Here is a 17,401-nt window from a genome sequence, read left to right as displayed (position 1 = left end):
CGATGAGGGCATGTCGACCGAGGATGAGGGCTTCAAGACCACTGAGGCGTACGTCGAGTTCGGCAGCCGTGAGGCGCGCGGGGTGTCGCCCACGTACGAGCGTCTGTCAGCCGCCGTCGCCGACGACGACGAGCTGATCGCCCTGCTCGACGGGCTTCCGCCGGCGAAGCGGCAACCGAACCTGCTGTTCGGCGTCGTGCGGTGGCTCGGCGGCCCGGTCGAGGACCCGGCCGCGTTTTATGACTACACGGTGGCGAACTGGCCGGCCATCGAGGCGCAGCTGCGCGTTCGGGCCACCCAGACGAACGAGGCCGGCCGCTGCGCGGTCCTGCTGCCGGTGCTCGCCGCGCTGCCGCAGCCCCTCGCCCTGCTGGAGGTCGGCGCGTCCGCCGGCCTCTGCCTCTACCCCGACCGGTACGCGTACCGCTACGGCGAGCATCAGGTCGGCTCCGGCGAGCCGGTCCTGGAGTGCGCGGCCGACGGGTTGGTGCCGCCGGCACGCGTACCGGAGGTGGTGTGGCGGGCCGGCCTTGACCTCAACCCGCTCGACGTGACCGACCCCGACGACGTGTCCTGGTTGGACGCGCTGATCTGGCCGGAGCACGCGCACCGGCGGGCCCGGCTGCGCGCCGCCGCGGCGGTCGCCGCGGCCGACCCGCCGCTGCTGGTCCGCGGCGACCTGGTTGACGACCTGCCGGCGCTGGCCGCGCAGGCGCCGGCCGGTGCGACGCTCGTGGTGTTCCACACCTCCGTGCTCTACCAGGTGCCCGCGCCGCGCCGGGAGGCATTCGTCCGGCTGGTCCGTGGGTTGCCCGGGCACTGGGTCGCCAACGAGGCACCGGAGGTGCTGCCGTACGAGGGGCTGCCGGAGCCGCCTGAGGAGGGGCTGCACAACGTCCTCGCGCTGGACGGCACGCCGCTGGCCTGGGCTCGGGGCCACGGCCAGGCGGTGACCTGGTTCGGCTGACACCGGGAGTCGGCTCAGCGGGCCGGTTCGGGCATCCGGGCGCGTAGGGCCTGGAGGAACCAGTCCACCGCCGGCGTCACCGCACCGCCCCTCGACCAGCCGTTGACCACCGACAGCAGGTCGAGGTACCGGTCCCGGCGGGGATCGTTCGCCACGCTCAGCCGTTCGACCAGCCGCTGGCGCAGGTCGGCGTCGTCGGGGCGGTCGCGGAGGCTCGCGTACCGGGCGGTGACGGCCGCGACCACCGGATCGGCGTCGGGCCCGGTCGGATCGACACCGGCGGCGAGGGCGGGGGCCACCGCGTCCCGAACCACCGCGACGGCGTCCGGGCGGGGCAGCCCCGGGACATCGTGGTCGGCGGCGTGCTGGCGGGCCAACCGCCGCATGCTCGCGCGGAAGGTGGGGTCCTGGCACAGCTCGGCCAGCTCCAACCACGCCTCGACCTGCTCGGTGGTGGGCTCGTCGGGCAGGTCCGGCGTCATCGAGACGAGAACGCCGGGGTACGTAGGTCGGTCGCTCGGGTCGACGAAGACGGCGTCCAGGAAGTCGCCGACCAGGTCCTGCCGTTCGTGTGCGGTGAGCTGCGCCAGCCGGTGCAGAACCTGCATTTCCGCCGGGCCTGCCCCACGCCTCGCCGCCACCGTGAGCACCGCCCGCCGCAGCCCCAGCACACGGATCTGCACCGCCAGCGCCTCGGCATGCGCGGCGGCCACCTCCGCCAACGGCACCTCGCGGGCCACCACCCGCCGGACGGTGGCCAGGTCCACACCCAGGGCGCGCAACGTCCGGACCAGCTCCAACCGGGCGACGGCCTCCGGGCCGTACCGGCGGTAGCCGGCCGGGCTCCGGTCGGTCGGCGGCACGATCCCGCGGTCGGCGTAGTACCGGATGGTCTTGACGCTCAGGCCGGTCCGCCGGGCCAGGTCACCGATCGTGTACTGCGTCTTCTCGCTCATTCCGTGACCCTCGCCTCTCCCCCCGGTGGAGACTCAAGCCTCTCCTGATGGCTGCGGGTCGGCGAGAAACGCCGCGACAGTGGCGCTGAACGCCTCGGCGTCGTCGAGCCACGGGTAGTGCCCCGCGCGTGGCTGAACGACCAGCTCGGCGTGCGGCACCAGCTCGCCGAGCTGGGCCACCAGGCCCGGGGGCGCGGCGAGGTCGACCTCACCGGCCAGCAGCAGCACCGGCCCCGGATGACTGACGAGCGCGGCCCGCGTGGCCGACGGATCGAAGGCACCTTCGGCGCCGAAAGTCTGCACGGCCTCCTCGTTGCGCTGGCAGGCCTCGGCCGCCTGGTGCTCCTGGGCCGCCGTGTCCCAGCGGCCGTAGAAGAACGGCGCGATTGCCTGCCAGGCTTCCGGGCTGACCCAGCCCGCCACCATGGATTCCAGGGCCTCGGCCGCCGCCGGGTACCACGGCTCAGCCGCGCGGATCCGGGTTACCTCCTCCCGCAGCGTGGCCGTCGCCTCCAGCCCGACGGCCCTCGTGCTGGGCGTGACCAGCACGAGACGGCCGACCCGCTCCGGGTGCCGCGTCGCGTGCAGGATTGCGAGGTTGGCGCCGGCGGAGTGCCCGAGCAGGTCCATCCGGGTCAGCCCGAGGTGCTGGCGCAGCGCCTCGACGTCACCGACGAGGCGGTCGCACCGGTACGAGGTGACGTCCGAGGGAACCGCCGAACGGCCGGTGCCCCGCAGGTCCGGAACGATCACCATGCGGTGCGCGGACAGGCCGCCGAGATCGCCCAGGTACGCCGAGTCGCGCATCGGTCCACCCGCTAGGCAGACCAGCGGGGAGCCGTCACCGAAGATCCGGTAGGCGAGCGTGGTCCCGTCGGGCGCCGCGAAGGTCGGCATCAGGGCAGCCTGCCAGCACCGGGCCGGGCGCCGCGACCCGTCGCGCCCTTCAGCGGGCCCGCTCGTGGTGGAGCAGGACGACGCCGTTGCCGAACGTCCGGCTCTCCATCAGCCGCAGGCCGGTCGGGGCGTCGGCGTCGGGGAACAGGCGGCGGCCCCGGCCGAGCAGCACCGGGTGGACGTAGATGCGGTACTCGTCGATCAGGTCGTGCCGGGCGAACGTGGCGGCAAGGTCGGCCCCGCCGAGCCCCAGGTCGCCGCCGGGCTCGGCGGTGAGCTTTCGGACCTGTTCGACGTCGACCTCGCGCACGATCGTGGCGTTCCAGTCGGCGTGCTCCAGCGTGCGCGAGTAGACGATCTTCGGCATGTCGCGCCAGATACGGGCGTACTCGCGCATCGGGGCGCTGGCGGCCGGATCCTGGTCTGCGGTCGGCCAGAACTCGGCCATCAACTGGTAGCTGACCCGGCCGTTGAGGAACCCGCCCATCGGGGCGATGACCTCGTTGAAGTGTTCGTGCAGCTCGTCGTCGACCTGGTGCCAGCCGAGGTCGCCGTCCGGGCCCTCGAAGAAGCCGTCCAACGACAGGCTCATGTGCACGACGATCTTCCGCATCGCGTTCCCTCCGTGCTCGTCCGGTTACGCCGGAAGCGAGCATGGTCGGACCCTACGACGAAACTGGCGGCATGTCGCGCATCCGCCGCAGCGGCGAGCAGAGGACGAACAGGCACGCGGCCCAGGTGCCCAGCACGCACACCCAGAGCGCGCCGCGCAGCCCCAGCACGGTGCCGAGGGTGCCGCCGGCCAGCGCGCCGAGCGGGACCACTCCGAAGCAGATCCAGAGGAACGCCGCGTTGACCCGGCCGAGGATCGCCGCCGGGGTGATCCGCTGCCGGTACGTCATCGCCGCCACGTTGTACAGCACCACGTTGGCCGAGAAGGCGGCCAGGCCAGCCCCGTAGAGCAGCAGACCCCAGCCCGGCCGCGCCAGCGGCATGAGCAGGTAGAACGGACCCGGCACGGTCATCGCCACCCAGATCACCCGGGCCGAGCCGAGCCAGGCCGACAGCCGGGCGGCCAGCACCCCCACCACCAGCCCGCCGACGGCACTGACCGAGAAGACCAGCCCGACCTGCACGGGGGTGGCGTGCAGCTCACGCACCAGGAAGGTCACCTCGATCGAGCCGGACGCCATCACCCAGAAGTTCGACCAGGTGGTGCAGGCCAGGATGCTGACCAGGATCGGTTGCCGCCGGATGAAGCCCAGCCCGTCGGTCAGCTCCACCCGCAGCGGCACCCGCGGGGCCGGCTCGCGGCGTACCGGCTCCTCCCGGATCAGGATCAACGTCAGCGCGCTGACCAGGAAGGCGAACCCGTTCGCCAGGAACGTCCGGGCGGCGCCGACCAGCCCGATCAACGCGCCGCTGACCGTCGGGCCGACGAGTTCGGCGGCGTCCTGGCTGATGGTGATCTTGGCGTTGCCCTCGACCAGCAGGTCCGCCGGCACCAGTCGGGGCAGCATGCTCTTGTACGCCACGGTGAACAGCACGGTGAGCACCCCACCGAGCCCCACCACCGCGTACAGGAAGGCCAGGGTGAGCTGGCCGACCAGGGCGGCCAGCGGGAGCGACAGCAGAAGCGTGGCCCGACCCAGGTCGCAGGCGATCATCATCCGCCGCTGGTCGAAACGGTCGACGAGAATGCCCGCTGGCAGCGAGAAGAGCAGGTACGGCAGCCAGGCCAGGACGGTCAGCAGGGAGACCTGGAACACGCTGGCGTTCAGGGTGTCGGCGGCGAGCAGCGGCACTGCCACGCCGGTGATCCGGGTGCCCAGCTCGCTGACCGTCTGCCCACCCCAGAGCAGCAGGAAGTTCCGGCTGCGCCACAGCGATGGTGCCGTCCCCACCTCGACCGAGGGCTGCTCCACCTGCTGACTCACGGGCGCTGCCTGTCTGTGCGGGTCTGCGCCGCCGATCGGCGGCTCGCGGACTCTACCGGCGCGTCGCCCCGCCCGGCACGGCAATTCCGCGGCCCCGACCGCGGTGCCCAGCAGGCACATAGGGCCGGGTCACCACCGGCCGGCCTGGACCGGGGGGCATGGGTACGGTCGTCGGGCCGCCCGACGTTCGGGCGGCGGAACGGAGGCTCCAGCCGTGTCCATCGCCCTGATCACCCTCGGCGGCACCATCGCGATGGGCGGCGTCGACGCCGGCCGTCCAGGCGTGGTCACCCGACTCACCGGCGCGGACCTCACGGCCGCTGTGCCGGGCCTCGCCGAGCTGGGCGTACCCGTCGAACTGCGGGACGCCCACGCGGTGCCCAGCGCCAACCTCACCGGCCGCCACCTGCTCGACGTGGTCGTGGAGGCCTCCCGGGCGGTGGCCGGCGGTGCGACCGGCGTGGTGGTCACCCAGGGCACCGACACGCTGGAGGAGACGGCGTTCCTGGCCGACCTGGTCTGGCCGCACGCCGCCCCGCTGGTCTTCACCGGCGCGATGCGCAACCCCACTCTGGCCGGCGCCGACGGGCCGGCGAACCTGCTCGCGGCGGTACGGGTTGCCGCCGCACCGGCAGCCCGTGACCTGGGCGTTCTGGTCGTCGTCAACGACGAGGTGCACGCCGCCCGCTGGCTGCGCAAGACGCACAGCACCAGCACCGCCACCTTCGCCGCGCCCAACGCCGGCCCGATAGGGCAGGTGATCGAGGGGGAGGTGCGGATGCTCACCCGGCCGCAGCGGCACGAACCCCTGCCACCGGTCGACCCCGCCCGACTCGACGCGACGCGGGTCGCGCTGTACGTGACGACGATGGACGACGACGGGCTGCTGCTGAACGGCCTGGCCGGCACCCACCAGGGTCTGGTGGTGGCTGGCTTCGGGGTGGGCCACGTGCCCGCCACGTTGGCCCCGGTGCTCGGCGACCTCGCCGGCCGGATGCCGGTCGTCCTCACCTCCCGATCCGGGGCCGGGTCGGTGCTGCGGCAGACCTACGGGGCGGTCGGCTCGGAAACCGACCTGCAACGACGGGGACTGCTCAACGGCGGGCTGCTCGACCCGTACAAGGCGCGGGTGCTGCTCCGGCTGCTGCTGGCCGCCGACGCCGACCGGGACGAGGTGACCGCCGCCCTGGCCCGGCATGGTTGACCGGTGGGTCACCCCCAGCGACGGCGTCCCTAGACTGCTGCGGTGACCGGGGAGCGACGACCGTTGGCGGATCGGCCGTTCACCGAGCCGCACCCGTCCCGGCTTCCGCCCGAGCATCCCGACCGGGCACACGTCCTCGCCGTGCACGCCGCCGCCCTGGCAGCCGGGGAGGCCGGCTACCTCGATCCGGCGACGGGGCTGTTCGTGCTCACGGCCGGCTTCCTGGCCCGGCGCGGCACCTGCTGTGGGCGCGGCTGCCGACACTGCCCGTACGTGCAGGATCCGCCTACGGGGTGAGCGCCGGCCGGGTTGCCCAAGGGCCCACCGAACGAGGGCTTCCGCCCGACCCGGACACCCCGTACGGTGTCCGACGGACATCTGGCGGGCGCTATCCGCCGTCGGTCGGCGAGAGGGTGGGGCGTGCGCGGGCGGATCGTGGTCGCCGGTCTGGCGGGGCTGTTGGTGAGCGGCTGTGCTGCCGAGGCCGAGCCGGTGGCGGTGCCGCCTCCGGCGCCGATCGCCGTGGACGTGGCGGCGGCCTCATCGGGTGGGGCGTGCCGACTGTTGGACTTCGCGGTGATCGAGCAGGTGGCGAAGGTGCGGTTCGACGTGGCGGCTGCCGACCAGCGCGGTGACACCCACACGTGCGTGCTCCGGGCCGAGCGCGAGGCGTTGCCGGAGCTGACGTTGACGGTGACCGACACCAAGATCGACAAGACCACCTTCGGTGCGGACGTGGTGCCCGACAAGGCGGCGAAGGTCACCGGGCTGGGTCAGCAGGCATACCGGCGGACCGTGGCCGCGAAGGGCGGGAGCGGGCCGGTCGCCGAGGTGGGCTGGCTGGCCTCCGAGGGCCGGCTGGCGGAGCTGAGCTGGACCGGCGCCCCCGGCAGCGAGCGGTCGGCGGCCGAGAAACGGACCGCCGACCTGATCGCACTGGCCAAGAAGGTGGACACCCGGGCGCTGTGAAACGCCAGGGCCGCAGGTGGTGTCAGTTGGCGGCGACGAAGACCCGGGAGGCGACCTCGCGGGGCAGCCGGACGCGGTCTCCGGAACGGTCGATCGACACCCCGTCACGCTCCTGGGCCACGGTCACCGTGGCGCCCGGGTCGACACCGGCGGCGTGCAGTTGACGCAGCACGTCGGCGTTGGTCTGCACGCTCTCGCAGATCCGGCGCACCACGACCGGCCCGGAGAGGCCCGGGAAGGCCAGGTTGCGCTCCCCCTCGCCGGCAGCGGGGGACTCCGGTTCCGGTGAGCCCAGCTCCTCCAGCCCGGGGATCGGGTTGCCGTACGGGGAGCGCGTCGGCCGGTTCAGCAGGTCGTACACCCGCTTCTCCACGGCGTCGCTCATCACGTGCTCCCAGCGGCAGGCCTCCTCGTGGGCCTCCTCGTAGGGCATCCCGATGACGTTGACCAGCAGCAACTCGGCGAGGCGGTGCTTGCGCATCACGGACACGGCGCTGCCGCGGCCCTCCGCGGTGAGCATCAGGTGCCGGTCGCCCTCGACGGTGAGCAGGCCGTCGCGCTCCATCCGGGCGACGGTCTGGCTGACCGTGGGACCGCTCTGCCTCAGCCGCTCGGCGATGCGGGCGCGCAGCGGCGGCACACCCTCCTCCTCCAACTCGAGGATGGTGCGCAGGTACATTTCGGTCGTGTCGACCAGGTCGTGAGACTTCATGACGTCAGCGGCCCTCCGGTGCACGATGCTACCTCGGAGAACGACGATCGACTGCCGCCGAGCCGTGGGCCGACGGCCGCGATGGTGTTGGATGGTCGCCATGTCCGGTACCCAGGAGCCGCTGGTCGAGGTCGATCGGCTCGCCGCCGAGCTCGATCACGCGGACCCGCCCACCCTGCTCGACGTCCGCTGGCGGCTCACCGGCCCGCCTGGTCGCGACGACTACCTGGCCGGTCACCTGCCCGGCGCGGTCTTCGTCGACCTGGACAGCGCGCTCTGCGGGCCGCCCGGCGCCGGCGGCCGGCATCCGCTGCCCGACCCGGCCGCGTTGCAGGCCGCACTGCGGGCCGCGGGCGTTCGCGCCGGTCACCCCGTGGTGGTGTACGACGGCGGTGACGGCCTGGCCGCCGCCCGGGCCTGGTGGACGCTGCGCTGGGCCGGGCACCGTCCGGTCCGCCTGCTGCACGGCGGCTACCCGGCCTGGGTGGCCGCCGGCCGGCCCGTCTCCGCCTCGGCTGCCGAGGCGACCGCCGGCGACGTCGAGGTGCGTCCGGGTGATCTGCCGGTGCTCGACGCCGGGCAGGCCGCCGCCCTGGCGGCCTCGGGCGACACCGTGCTGCTCGACGTGCGGGCCGCGCCCCGTTACCGGGGCGAGGTCGAGCCGATCGACCCGGTCGCCGGGCACGTCCCGGGTGCGGTGAACCTGCCCGCCGGGGAGTACGTGGGCCCGGACGGGCGTTTTCCGGCCGCCGACGTGCTGCGCGAGCGGTTCGCCGCCGCCGGGGTGGCCGGCGCGCGGTCCGTGGGGGCGTACTGCGGCTCCGGGGTGACCGCCGCCCAGGCGGTGCTCGCGCTGCACCTGGCCGGCCGCCCGGACGCGGCGCTCTACGTCGGATCGTGGAGCAACTGGGTGGCCGACCCGGCCCGACCGGTCGCCACCGCGCCGACACAGGGTCGCTGAGCAGCGCGTGCGGTCGGCCGGTGACGGTCCTCGTGCGACGATGGGCTCATGTCCGATGACACGGTGGTGGTGTGGGACGACTCGCTGCTCGCCTACGACATGGGCGAGCACCCACTCGACCCGGTCCGGGTGGAGCTGACCGTCGCGCTGGCCCGCGAGCTGGGCATCCTCAACCGCCCGGGGGTACGCCTCGTCAAGCCGGAGCCCGCCGACGACGCCCTGCTCACCCGGGTGCACCAACCGGCGTACCTGGCCGCTGTGCGCGCCGCGCCGCGCGACCCGCTGTTCGCAGGCTTCGGGCTGGGCACCTCCGACAACCCGGTCTTCGACGGCATGCACGAGTCCAGCGCGCTGATCGCCGGCGCCACCGTGGCCGCCGCCGAGGCCGTCTGGCGGGGTGACGCCCGGCGGGCGGTGAACGTGGCCGGCGGTCTGCACCACGCGATGCCGGCTCGGGCCTCCGGTTTCTGTGTCTACAACGACCCGGCCGTCGCCATCGCCCGTCTGCTCGACCTGGGTGCCGAGCGGGTCGCGTACGTCGACGTCGACGTGCACCACGGCGACGGCGTGCAGGAGATCTTCTGGGACGACCCTCGGGTGCTCACGGTCAGCCTGCACGAGACCCCGCTCGCGCTCTTTCCCGGCACCGGCTTTCCCGACGAGACCGGTGGCCCGGGCGCGCAGGGCACCGCGGTGAACATGCCCCTGCCGCCGGGGGTCGACGACACCGGCTGGCAGCGGGCGTTCCACGCGATCGTGCCGTCGGTACTGCGCGCGTTCCGGCCGCAGGTGCTGGTGAGCCAGTGCGGCGCCGACGGGCACCGACTGGACCCGCTCGCCGACCTCAACCTCACCGTGGACGGGCAGCGGGCCACCTACCTGGCACTGCGGGCGCTGGCCGACGAGCTGTGCGAGGGCCGCTGGGTCGCCACCGGTGGCGGTGGGTACGCGCTGGTGGAGGTGGTGCCCCGCGCCTGGACCCACCTGCTGGCCGTGGCCGCCGGTGCCCCGATCGACCCGGCCACGCTCACTCCGCCGGCGTGGCGTGCGTTGGCGGCCGCCCGGGTGCCGGGCCGGGAGGTGCCGCTGCGGATGACCGACGACGCGGACCCGTCGTACGAGCCGTGGCAGCCGACCGGCGAGCCGAACGCGGTGGACCGGGCGATCGCGGCCACCCGCAAGACGGTGTTCCCGCTGCTCGGGCTCGACCCGTTCGATCCGCGCGACTGAGCCGGGCCGCGGGACGCGCCCGTGACGACCACGGACCAGCCGGTGGACGTGCTGCTCAGTGACGGCAGCACCGTCCAACTACGACCGATCAGCCCCGGCGACGCACCGGACATCGTGGCGATGCACGGCCGGTTCTCCGAGCGCACCCGCTACCTGCGCTACTTCTCGCCGTACCCGCGCATTCCCGAGCGGGATCTGATCCGCTTCGTCACCGTGGACCACCGTGACCGCGAGGCGTTCGTCGTGCTGGCCGGCGACCAGATCGTGGCGGTCGGCCGCTACGAGCGGCTCGGCCCGCAGGCACCGGATGCGGAGGTCGCCTTCGTCGTGGAGGACGCCCACCAGGGCCGGGGCATCGGCCCGGTGCTGATGGAGCACCTGGTCGACGCGGCCCGGCGCAACGGCATCATGAGCTTCGTCGCCGAGGTGCTGCCGGCCAACGGGACGATGCTGCGGGTCTTCGCCGACTTCGGCTACCAGGTCCAGCGCGAGTACGCCGACGGCGTGGTGCACCTGAGCTTCCCGATCGCGCCCACCGAGGCCACGTTGGCGGTGCAGCGGGGGCGGGAGCACCGTACCGAGGCCCGCTCGATCGCCCGGCTGCTGGCTCCGCGTGGCATCGCCGTCTACGGTGTCAGCGCCACCGGCCAGGGCATCGGCGCGGCGGTGCTCGGGCACCTGCGCGACGGCGGTTTTTCTGGTGTGGTGGTGCCGGTGCATCCGAGCGCGTCGACCGTGGCGGGCCTGCGCGCGTACCCCTCGGCGGTCGACGCAGCCGTTCCGGTGGACCTGGCGCTGGTGGCGGTCCCACCGGAGGCGGCGACCGCGGTGGTCGCCGACGCGGCCGCCGCGGGGGTGCACGGCCTGGTGGTCATCTCGGCCGGCTTCGCCGAGGCCGGCGCGGAGGGCGCGGTCACGCAACGGGCGCTGGTCCGCGCGGCGCACGCCGCCGGGATGCGGGTCGTCGGCCCGAACTGCCTGGGCGTGGCCAACACCAACCCGGCGGTACGCCTCAACGCCACCCTCGCCCCGGCGCTGCCGCCGGCCGGCCGGGTCGGCATCTTCAGCCAGTCCGGTGCGTTCGGGGTGGCGCTGCTCGCCGAGGCCGACCGGCGTGGCCTCGGATTGTCCAGTTTCGTCTCGGCCGGCAACCGGGCTGACGTCTCCGGCAACGACCTTCTTCAATACTGGCAGGATGACCCGGACACCGATGTGATCATGCTCTACCTGGAGACCTTCGGCAATCCGCGCAAGTTCGCCCGCCTGGCCCGCCGGATCGGCCGAGCCAAGCCGATCGTCGCGCTCGCCTCGCCGGCCCGTCCGGTCGGGGTGGGCGACACCGCCGGGCCGGACGAGGTGGCCGTTGCCGCGCTGTTCGCCCAGTCCGGGGTGATCCGGGTGGACACCGTGCCGGAGCTGCTCGACGTCGGCGTGCTGCTGGCCAACCAACCGTTGCCGGTCGGCGGCCGGGTCGGCGTGGTCGGCAACTCCCCGGCGCTGACCGGCCTGGCCGCCACCGCCTGCGCCGGGCAGGGCCTCACCGTCGTCGACGGCTACCCGCGCGACGTGGGGCCACGGGCCGGTGCCGCCGAGTTCGCGACCGCGCTGGCCGAGACGGCGGGAGACGAGCGGGTGGACGCGCTGGTGGTGGTCTTCGCCCCACCGCTGCCCGGTCAACGCACCAATGTGGACACCGACGTCACCGCGGCGCTGCCCGCCGCGCTCGCACTGGGCAAACCGACCGTGGCGACGTTCCTGGTGGGGCGCCTGCCGGCGGGAGTGCCGGCGTACGGAGGTGTGGAGGAGGCGGTGCGTGCCCTCGCCCGCGTGCACCGGTACGCCGAGTGGCTGCGCCGCCCAACCGGCGTGGCACCCGAGTTGGTCTCCGGTACGCGACTCCGGGGCGCCGCGGCGCTGCGCTCCGACCCTCCCGACCCGATCGCGCTGCTGGCCGCGTACGGCATCGACGTGGTCGCGTCGATGCCCGTCGACACGGTCGACGCGGCGGCCGACGCGGCGGCACACCTGGGTTTTCCGGTCGCGCTCAAGGCAGCCGCCCCCGGGTTGCGACACCGGCTCGACCTCGGCGCGGTGCGGCTCGACCTGCCCGACTCCTCGACGGTCCGCCGGGCGTACGCCGAACTGGTGACGACCTTCGGCGTGGACGTACTGGTCCAGCCGATGGTGCCGCCCGGGGTGGCCTGCGTGGTGGAGCTGGTGGAAGATCCGGCGTTCGGCCCGGTGGTGGGCTTCGGGCTCGGCGGTGTCGCCACCGAGCTGCTCGGCGATCGGGCCTGGCGGGCGGTGCCACTGACCGACTCCGACGCCGCCGAGCTGGTCGACGAACCCCGGGCGGCGCCGCTGCTGCGGGGGCATCGGGGCGCCGCACCGGTCGACCGGGCCGCCCTGGCCGACCTGCTGCTGCGGGTTGGCCAGCTCGCCGACGAGCAGCCCCGGGTGCGTTCGCTGACCCTCAATCCGGTGCTCGCCCGCCCGGACGGCATCGCGGTCCTGCACGCCCAGGTACGGGTCGGCGGCGTGGCCGCCCGACCGGACACCGGCCCCCGCCGCCTCTGACCCGGCGGGCGGTGGGCACACGGAAGGCCCCGGCGAACCGCCGAGGCCTCCGTGCGATCGGTGTGTCAGCAGGCGTACGCCTCCAGGCGCTGGGCCCGCTCCGGGTCGCGCAGCTTCAGCAGCGTCACCTTCTCGATCTGCCGGATCCGCTCCCGGGACAGGCCGAACTCCCGTCCGACCTCGTCCAGGGTGCGCTGCCGGCCGTCGTCCAGCCCGAACCGGAGGCGGATGACCGCCTGCTCCCGCTGGGACAGGGTGGCCAGCACGATGCTCACCTCGTTGCGCAGCTCGCCCTGCGAGGCCGCGTCGCCCGTCGCGCCGCGCGGGTCCGCCGCCGCCACGAAGTCACCGAGCGCGCTCTCGCCGTCGTCGCCGACGGCCTGGTCCAGGCTGACCGGCTCGCGGTCGTACGAGATCAGCTCGATGACCTGGAACTCTGCGATGTCCAGAGCTCGGGCCACCTCGGCGACCGTGGGCTCGCGGCCCAGCGTGACCGCCAGCTCGCGACGGGCCCGGACCATCCGGTTGACCTGCTCGACCATGTGCACCGGAATGCGGATGGTGCGGGCCTGGTCGGCCATCGCGCGGGTGATCGCCTGCCGGATCCACCAGGTGGCGTACGTGGAGAACTTGTAGCCCTTCGCGTAGTCGAACTTCTCCACCGCCCGGATCAGACCGAGGTTGCCCTCCTGGATCAGGTCGAGGAAGGCCATGCCGCGGCCGGTGTAGCGCTTGGCGATGCTGACCACCAGTCGCAGGTTCGCCTCCAGCAGGTGGTCCTTGGCGGCCCGGCCCTCCGCGATGATCAGCTCCAGATCGGCCCGCAGCTCCGGCGACACCGGGGTGCAGGTGGCGAGCTTCTCGTCGGCGAACAGGCCGGCCTCGATCCGCCGGGCCAGGTCGACCTCCTGGGCCGCGGTCAGCAGCTTCGTCCGACCGATCCCGTTGAGGTACGCCCGAACCAGGTCGGTGGAGATGCCGCGTTCGTCGGTGGCGTCCAGATCGGCGAGGACCTCGATGGTCCCGTCGGTGTCGGTGCTGGCCGCCGGGCGCATCCGGTGTTCCGTCATCTGCAGGACCATCTCTGTCTCCCCGTGTCCACGTCTGTGCCGTGCCTCCGGCCCGGTGGTGCCGGTGTGAAACACAGCTTGGCGGGCGGGACGTGAAACGGGAGTGAGGCGATCGGGCACCCGACAGGAATCCGGTCGGATCGGCGGAGTGGTGTGTCGTCCCGGTGTGTCCTTGCCCGCCCCGGATACCGTGCCGACGGGTCGGCCACCCCGGGTCGGCGGCGACAGGATGGGGGACGGTGTGGTCTTCAAGCGGCTCATGAAGGCGATGGGGGTCGGTGGGCCTTCCGTGGACACGGTGCTCGCCAACCCGAACTGCCGACCCGGCGGCCAGCTGGAGGGCCGCGTCCAGGTGGTCGGCGGCGACCACCAGGTCGACATCGACCATGTGGCGCTCGGCCTGGTCACCCGGGTCGAGGTGGAGAGCGGCGACAACGACTACGACACCACCCAGGAGTTCCACCGCCAGCAGGTGACCGGGGCGTTCCGACTGGAGCCGGGGCAGCGCCACGACATCCCGTTCCGCTTCGACGTGCCGTGGGAGACGCCGGTCACCGAGCTGTACGGGCAGCACCTGCACGGCATGACGATGGGGCTGCGTACCGAGCTGGAGGTGGCCCGGGCCGTCGACAAGGGCGACCTGGACGCGGTGTCGGTGCACCCGCTGCCGGCGCAGGAGCGACTGCTGGACGCGCTACTGCGGCTGGGTTTCCGGTTCGCCCGTGCCGATGTGGAGCGCGGCCACATCTACGGCGTACGGCAGACGCTGCCGTTCTACCAGGAGATCGAGTTCGCCCCGGCACCGCAGTACGCCCGCTCGATCAACCAGTTGGAGGTCACCTTCATCGCCGACGCGCGGCAGATGCAGGTGGTGCTGGAGGTCGACAAGCGCGGCGGCGTCTTCACCGAGGGCCGGGACGCCTTCGGCCGGTTCACCGTCGACCACGCCACCGCCGACCGCACCGACTGGACCACCGAACTCGACAACTGGCTGAGCCAGTCCCTGACCCGCCGAGGCCTCTTCTCCTGACTGTTATCCCGGGCCCTGCCTGCCCACCGGGATCATGAAGTTATCGCCCTCCAGCGCGGCGTGTCGTGGCAACAACTTCATGATCAACGGGGTGGGTGCGGGGGGTGGGTTACAGGTCCAGGAGGATGGTGCGGGGGCCTGCGTTGACGCTGTCGACCAACATGTGGGCGCGGAAGCGGCCGGTCTCCACCGTGGCCCCGCGCTCGCGGAGCGCCTCGACGACCGTGGTCACCAGCGGCTCGGCCACCTCGGCCGGGGCGGCGGCCGTCCAGGTGGGGCGGCGGCCCTTGCGGGCGTCGCCGTAGAGGGTGAACTGGCTGACCACGAGGATCGGGGCGCCAACGTCGGCGGCGCTGCGCTCGTCGTCGAGGATGCGCAACTCGTGAATTTTGCGGGCCATGGTGGCCGCGACCCGCGGATCGTCGGTGTGGGTCACCCCGAGCAGCACGAGCAGGCCGTTCTCGATCGCGCCGACCACCTCGCCGTCGACCGTCACGCTGGCCCGGCTGACCGTCTGCACCACCGCCCGCATCAGGGCACCACCGGCATGTCGGGCACACCAACCACCGGCATGTCGGGCGCGCCGACCACCGGCGTCACAGGCACACCGACCACCGGGATGTCGGGCACACCGGCCACCGGCAGGTCGGGTGTGCCAACCACCGGCGTCACGCCGGCACCGGCTCGATGATGCCGCGCTCCACCAGGTGCGCCACGATCGGGCCGGCCGCCTCGGCCAGCTCGTCGGGCTCGACGTCGTGCGCCGCGGCCAGCAGCGCGAGCTGGTCGCGCAGCGGCAACCGGCCATCGGCGCCGCCGACCAGCGCCAGCACCAGCGGGTCGACCTCCTCGGTCCACCGCAGGGCGTGCGGCATCGCGAGGACCTGTCGATCCACCCCCCAGCCCTCGTCGCCCATGGTGGCCTCCTGGCGCAGTTGCAGGCCGTCGGCGGCCCGGTAGCGCTCGGCGAGCAGCGCCTCGGTGTCGCGTACCCCCAGGAAGTCCTGGCGGTCGAACCAGGCGGCGACCTGGTCGCCCAGCGGCGGCTGCACCCGCTGACGCAGGTCCTCCACCCGGACCACCGGTTCGGTGTGGCCACCCCGACGCAGCGACACGATGCCGAAGCCGACGGCCTCCACCTTGTGCGCGTCGAACCAGTCCAGCCAGGCGGCCATCCGCTGCGCGTCGGCGCTCTCGCCGACGTCGGTGAGCCACAGGTCGACGTACGCCATCGGGTCGGCCACCTCGCGCTGGATCACCCAGGCGTCCAGGCCGGTCCCGGCGAACCAGCCGGCCACCCGCTCGTCCCACTCCTCGCCGGCGACGTGCACCCAGTTGGCCAGGTACTGCATGGTGCCGCCCTCGGTGAGCAGGCCCGGCGCGGCGGCTGCGAGTTCGGCGCCGATCGCGTCGCCCACCCGGCCGGAGTCGCGGTAGACGTGCGTGGTGGTGCCTGGGCCCACCACGAACGGCGGGTTGCTCACCACCAGGTCGAAGCGCCGACCGGCGACCGGCGCGACCAGGTCGCCGCGCAGCAGTTCCCAGTCCTGGCCGTTCAGGGCGGCGGTGGTGGCGGCGAAGCGCAGGGCCCGCTCCGAGAGGTCGGTGGCGGTCACCGAGCGGGCGTGGGTGGCCAGGTGCAGGGCCTGCACGCCGGAGCCGGTGCCCAGGTCCAGCGCGGTGTCGACCGGCCGACGGACGGTCGCACCGATCAGCGTCTGGGTGGCACCACCGATGCCGAGCACGTGCTCGGCGTGCAGCGGTCGGCCCGGCCGGGCGCTGGCCGGCACGTCGGCGAGCACCCACCAGTCGTCGCCGTACGGTTCCAGGTCGACGCCCGCGCGCAGGCCGTCACCGTGCCGCTCGACGAGCCCGCCGGCCACCGCCTCGTCCAGGGTCAGCGGCGCCAGGGCGGCGGCGACATCTGCCTCCGACTCGGTCTGGTCACAGATGAACACCCGGATCAGGATGCCGAGCAGATCACGGTCCTCGGTGGCCCGCAGCGCAGCCCGGTAATCGTTGCGCGCGACCGCGCCGGTGGCCTGCGCGCCCAGCCGTTCCGCGATGCCGTTACTGGTGAAGCCGGCCCTCCTCAGGGCGGTCCGCAGCGCGTCGACGCCGGCGGGGGAGAGCAGCATGTCGTGTCCGTCCACCCCGACATCCTGCCTGCCGTCGGGCAACGAGCCGTCACCACCCGCGAGAATTCGACGCCAGCACATCCATCGCGGCCGAGTCGGGGAGGCTCCGGCCAGGTGCGGTTACGGAGCGTCGGTGACCGCCGGGGACGGCGAGCGGGGCAGGATGGTGTGCATGACGCTCGTGCTCCCGATCGACCCGGAGGCCAACCGACTGCTGGAACGCAGCCCACTGGCGCGGCTCGTCGGCATGGTTCTCGACCAACAGGTGCCGATGGAGAAGGCGTTCTCCTCGCCGTACGTACTCCAGCAGCGCCTCGGCCACGAACTGGACGCCGCGGAGCTGGCCGCGTACGACCCGGAGGCCCTGGTCGCACTCTTTGCCACCCCGCCCGCGCTGCACCGCTTTCCGAAGGCGATGGCGGCCCGGGTGCAGGAGGTGTGCCGGGTCCTGGTGGACCGCTACGACGCCGAAGCCGCTCTGCTCTGGTCCGATGTCACCGACGGCGAGGAGCTGCTGCGTCGGGTCTCGGCGCTGCCCGGCTTCGGCAGGCAGAAGGCGCAGATCTTCGTCGCCCTGCTCGGTAAGCGGTTCGGGGTGACCCCGCAGAACTGGCGGGAGGCGGCCGGCGGGTACGGGGACCCGGGCGCGTACCGGTCGGTGGCGGACGTCACCGACGCCGACTCGTTGCGCAAGGTGCGGGAGTACAAGCAGCAGATGAAGGCGGCGGCGAAGGCCGTCAGGGGCTGAGCAGG

18 protein-coding genes are annotated in these 17,401 nt (G+C 73.4%); 9 read left to right on the top strand and 9 right to left on the bottom strand.

Annotation, left to right across the window (positions count from 1 at the left end; all coding sequences use genetic code 11):
• The first annotated feature begins 10 nt into the window (after positions 1-10).
• On the top strand, positions 11-967 hold the full coding sequence (locus ACLJN9_RS17595; RefSeq protein WP_410812443.1) for a DUF2332 domain-containing protein: 957 nt from the start codon (positions 11-13) through the stop codon (positions 965-967).
• A 14-nt stretch (positions 968-981) separates the two neighbouring features.
• On the opposite strand, the gene ACLJN9_RS17590 is transcribed toward ACLJN9_RS17595, so the two are convergent.
• Genes ACLJN9_RS17590 through ACLJN9_RS17575 form a run of 4 tightly spaced genes read right to left on the bottom strand, consistent with a single transcriptional unit; the run spans position 982 to position 4,757 of the window.
• Positions 982-1,923 (bottom strand): MerR family transcriptional regulator, encoded by a 942-nt coding sequence (locus tag ACLJN9_RS17590; protein ID WP_410812442.1) that lies wholly within the window; start codon positions 1,921-1,923, stop codon positions 982-984.
• Between the two features lie 33 nt (positions 1,924-1,956).
• The gene (locus ACLJN9_RS17585; protein WP_410812441.1) at positions 1,957-2,820 is read right to left on the bottom strand and encodes an alpha/beta fold hydrolase; all 864 of its coding nucleotides are present in this window, start codon (positions 2,818-2,820) and stop codon (positions 1,957-1,959) included.
• Between the two features lie 49 nt (positions 2,821-2,869).
• Entirely contained in the window at positions 2,870-3,433 is a 564-nt protein-coding gene (locus ACLJN9_RS17580) for a dihydrofolate reductase family protein (protein ID WP_410812440.1), read from the bottom strand.
• Between the two features lie 52 nt (positions 3,434-3,485).
• Positions 3,486-4,757 carry an MFS transporter gene (locus tag ACLJN9_RS17575; protein WP_410812439.1) on the bottom strand — a complete coding sequence of 424 codons (1,272 nt, stop codon included), beginning with the start codon at positions 4,755-4,757 and terminating at the stop codon, positions 3,486-3,488.
• A gap of 214 nt (positions 4,758-4,971) precedes the next feature.
• Between ACLJN9_RS17575 and ACLJN9_RS17570 the strand changes: the two genes are divergently transcribed.
• The 3 genes from ACLJN9_RS17570 to ACLJN9_RS17560 all read left to right on the top strand — a co-directional run bounded on the left by ACLJN9_RS17570 (position 4,972) and on the right by ACLJN9_RS17560 (position 6,930).
• The gene (locus tag ACLJN9_RS17570; RefSeq protein ID WP_410812438.1) at positions 4,972-5,961 is read left to right on the top strand and encodes an asparaginase; all 990 of its coding nucleotides are present in this window, start codon (positions 4,972-4,974) and stop codon (positions 5,959-5,961) included.
• 42 nt (positions 5,962-6,003) lie between these two features.
• Positions 6,004-6,258: a DUF5522 domain-containing protein gene (locus ACLJN9_RS17565; protein ID WP_410812437.1), complete on the top strand. Its 255-nt coding sequence runs from the start codon at positions 6,004-6,006 to the stop codon at positions 6,256-6,258.
• Positions 6,259-6,381: 123 nt separating this feature from the next.
• Positions 6,382-6,930 carry a hypothetical protein gene (locus tag ACLJN9_RS17560; protein WP_410812436.1) on the top strand — a complete coding sequence of 183 codons (549 nt, stop codon included), beginning with the start codon at positions 6,382-6,384 and terminating at the stop codon, positions 6,928-6,930.
• Between the two features lie 22 nt (positions 6,931-6,952).
• Here the strand turns inward: ACLJN9_RS17560 and ACLJN9_RS17555 are convergent, their stop codons facing one another.
• Positions 6,953-7,642, bottom strand: a complete 690-nt coding sequence (locus ACLJN9_RS17555) for a metal-dependent transcriptional regulator (RefSeq protein ID WP_410812435.1) — start codon at positions 7,640-7,642, stop codon at positions 6,953-6,955.
• A 100-nt stretch (positions 7,643-7,742) separates the two neighbouring features.
• On the opposite strand from ACLJN9_RS17555, the gene ACLJN9_RS17550 reads away from it, so the two are divergent.
• The 3 genes from ACLJN9_RS17550 to ACLJN9_RS17540 are packed head-to-tail and all read left to right on the top strand — an operon-like array spanning position 7,743 to position 12,410.
• Positions 7,743-8,603: a sulfurtransferase gene (locus tag ACLJN9_RS17550; RefSeq protein ID WP_410812434.1), complete on the top strand. Its 861-nt coding sequence runs from the start codon at positions 7,743-7,745 to the stop codon at positions 8,601-8,603.
• A 48-nt stretch (positions 8,604-8,651) separates the two neighbouring features.
• Complete coding sequence (locus tag ACLJN9_RS17545; protein ID WP_410812433.1) at positions 8,652-9,833, top strand: acetoin utilization protein AcuC; 1,182 nt, start codon at positions 8,652-8,654, stop codon at positions 9,831-9,833.
• A 21-nt stretch (positions 9,834-9,854) separates the two neighbouring features.
• Positions 9,855-12,410 carry a GNAT family N-acetyltransferase gene (locus tag ACLJN9_RS17540; protein ID WP_410812432.1) on the top strand — a complete coding sequence of 852 codons (2,556 nt, stop codon included), beginning with the start codon at positions 9,855-9,857 and terminating at the stop codon, positions 12,408-12,410.
• A 65-nt stretch (positions 12,411-12,475) separates the two neighbouring features.
• Here ACLJN9_RS17540 and sigB read toward each other — a convergent pair whose 3' ends face one another.
• The gene (gene sigB, locus ACLJN9_RS17535) at positions 12,476-13,492 is read right to left on the bottom strand and encodes an RNA polymerase sigma factor SigB (RefSeq protein WP_410812431.1); all 1,017 of its coding nucleotides are present in this window, start codon (positions 13,490-13,492) and stop codon (positions 12,476-12,478) included.
• A gap of 229 nt (positions 13,493-13,721) precedes the next feature.
• Here sigB and ACLJN9_RS17530 point away from each other — a divergent pair, with 229 nt between their 5' ends.
• Positions 13,722-14,510 carry a sporulation protein gene (locus ACLJN9_RS17530; RefSeq protein ID WP_410812497.1) on the top strand — a complete coding sequence of 263 codons (789 nt, stop codon included), beginning with the start codon at positions 13,722-13,724 and terminating at the stop codon, positions 14,508-14,510.
• A 109-nt stretch (positions 14,511-14,619) separates the two neighbouring features.
• Here the strand turns inward: ACLJN9_RS17530 and dtd are convergent, their stop codons facing one another.
• The 3 genes from dtd to ACLJN9_RS17515 are packed head-to-tail and all read right to left on the bottom strand — an operon-like array spanning position 14,620 to position 16,663.
• Positions 14,620-15,042 carry a D-aminoacyl-tRNA deacylase gene (dtd, locus tag ACLJN9_RS17525; protein WP_410812430.1) on the bottom strand — a complete coding sequence of 141 codons (423 nt, stop codon included), beginning with the start codon at positions 15,040-15,042 and terminating at the stop codon, positions 14,620-14,622.
• Complete coding sequence (locus ACLJN9_RS17520) at positions 15,042-15,182, bottom strand: hypothetical protein (RefSeq protein ID WP_410812429.1); 141 nt, start codon at positions 15,180-15,182, stop codon at positions 15,042-15,044. Before ACLJN9_RS17520 ends, dtd begins: the two co-directional genes overlap by 1 nt.
• Positions 15,179-16,663 carry a methyltransferase gene (locus ACLJN9_RS17515; RefSeq protein WP_410812428.1) on the bottom strand — a complete coding sequence of 495 codons (1,485 nt, stop codon included), beginning with the start codon at positions 16,661-16,663 and terminating at the stop codon, positions 15,179-15,181. The genes ACLJN9_RS17520 and ACLJN9_RS17515 overlap by 4 nt, the downstream gene beginning before the upstream one ends.
• Positions 16,664-16,811: 148 nt before the next feature.
• Between ACLJN9_RS17515 and ACLJN9_RS17510 the strand changes: the two genes are divergently transcribed.
• A complete protein-coding gene (locus ACLJN9_RS17510) occupies positions 16,812-17,396 on the top strand; it encodes an HhH-GPD-type base excision DNA repair protein (RefSeq protein WP_410812496.1) in 585 nt (194 codons plus the stop codon).
• The last annotated feature ends 5 nt before the right edge of the window (positions 17,397-17,401 follow it).

It is taken from the genome of Micromonospora sp. 067-2 (assembly GCF_046549295.1).
In the GTDB taxonomy this organism is placed as follows: Bacteria; Actinomycetota; Actinomycetes; order Mycobacteriales; family Micromonosporaceae; genus Micromonospora.
This window is presented reverse-complemented; position numbering and strand designations above follow the sequence as displayed.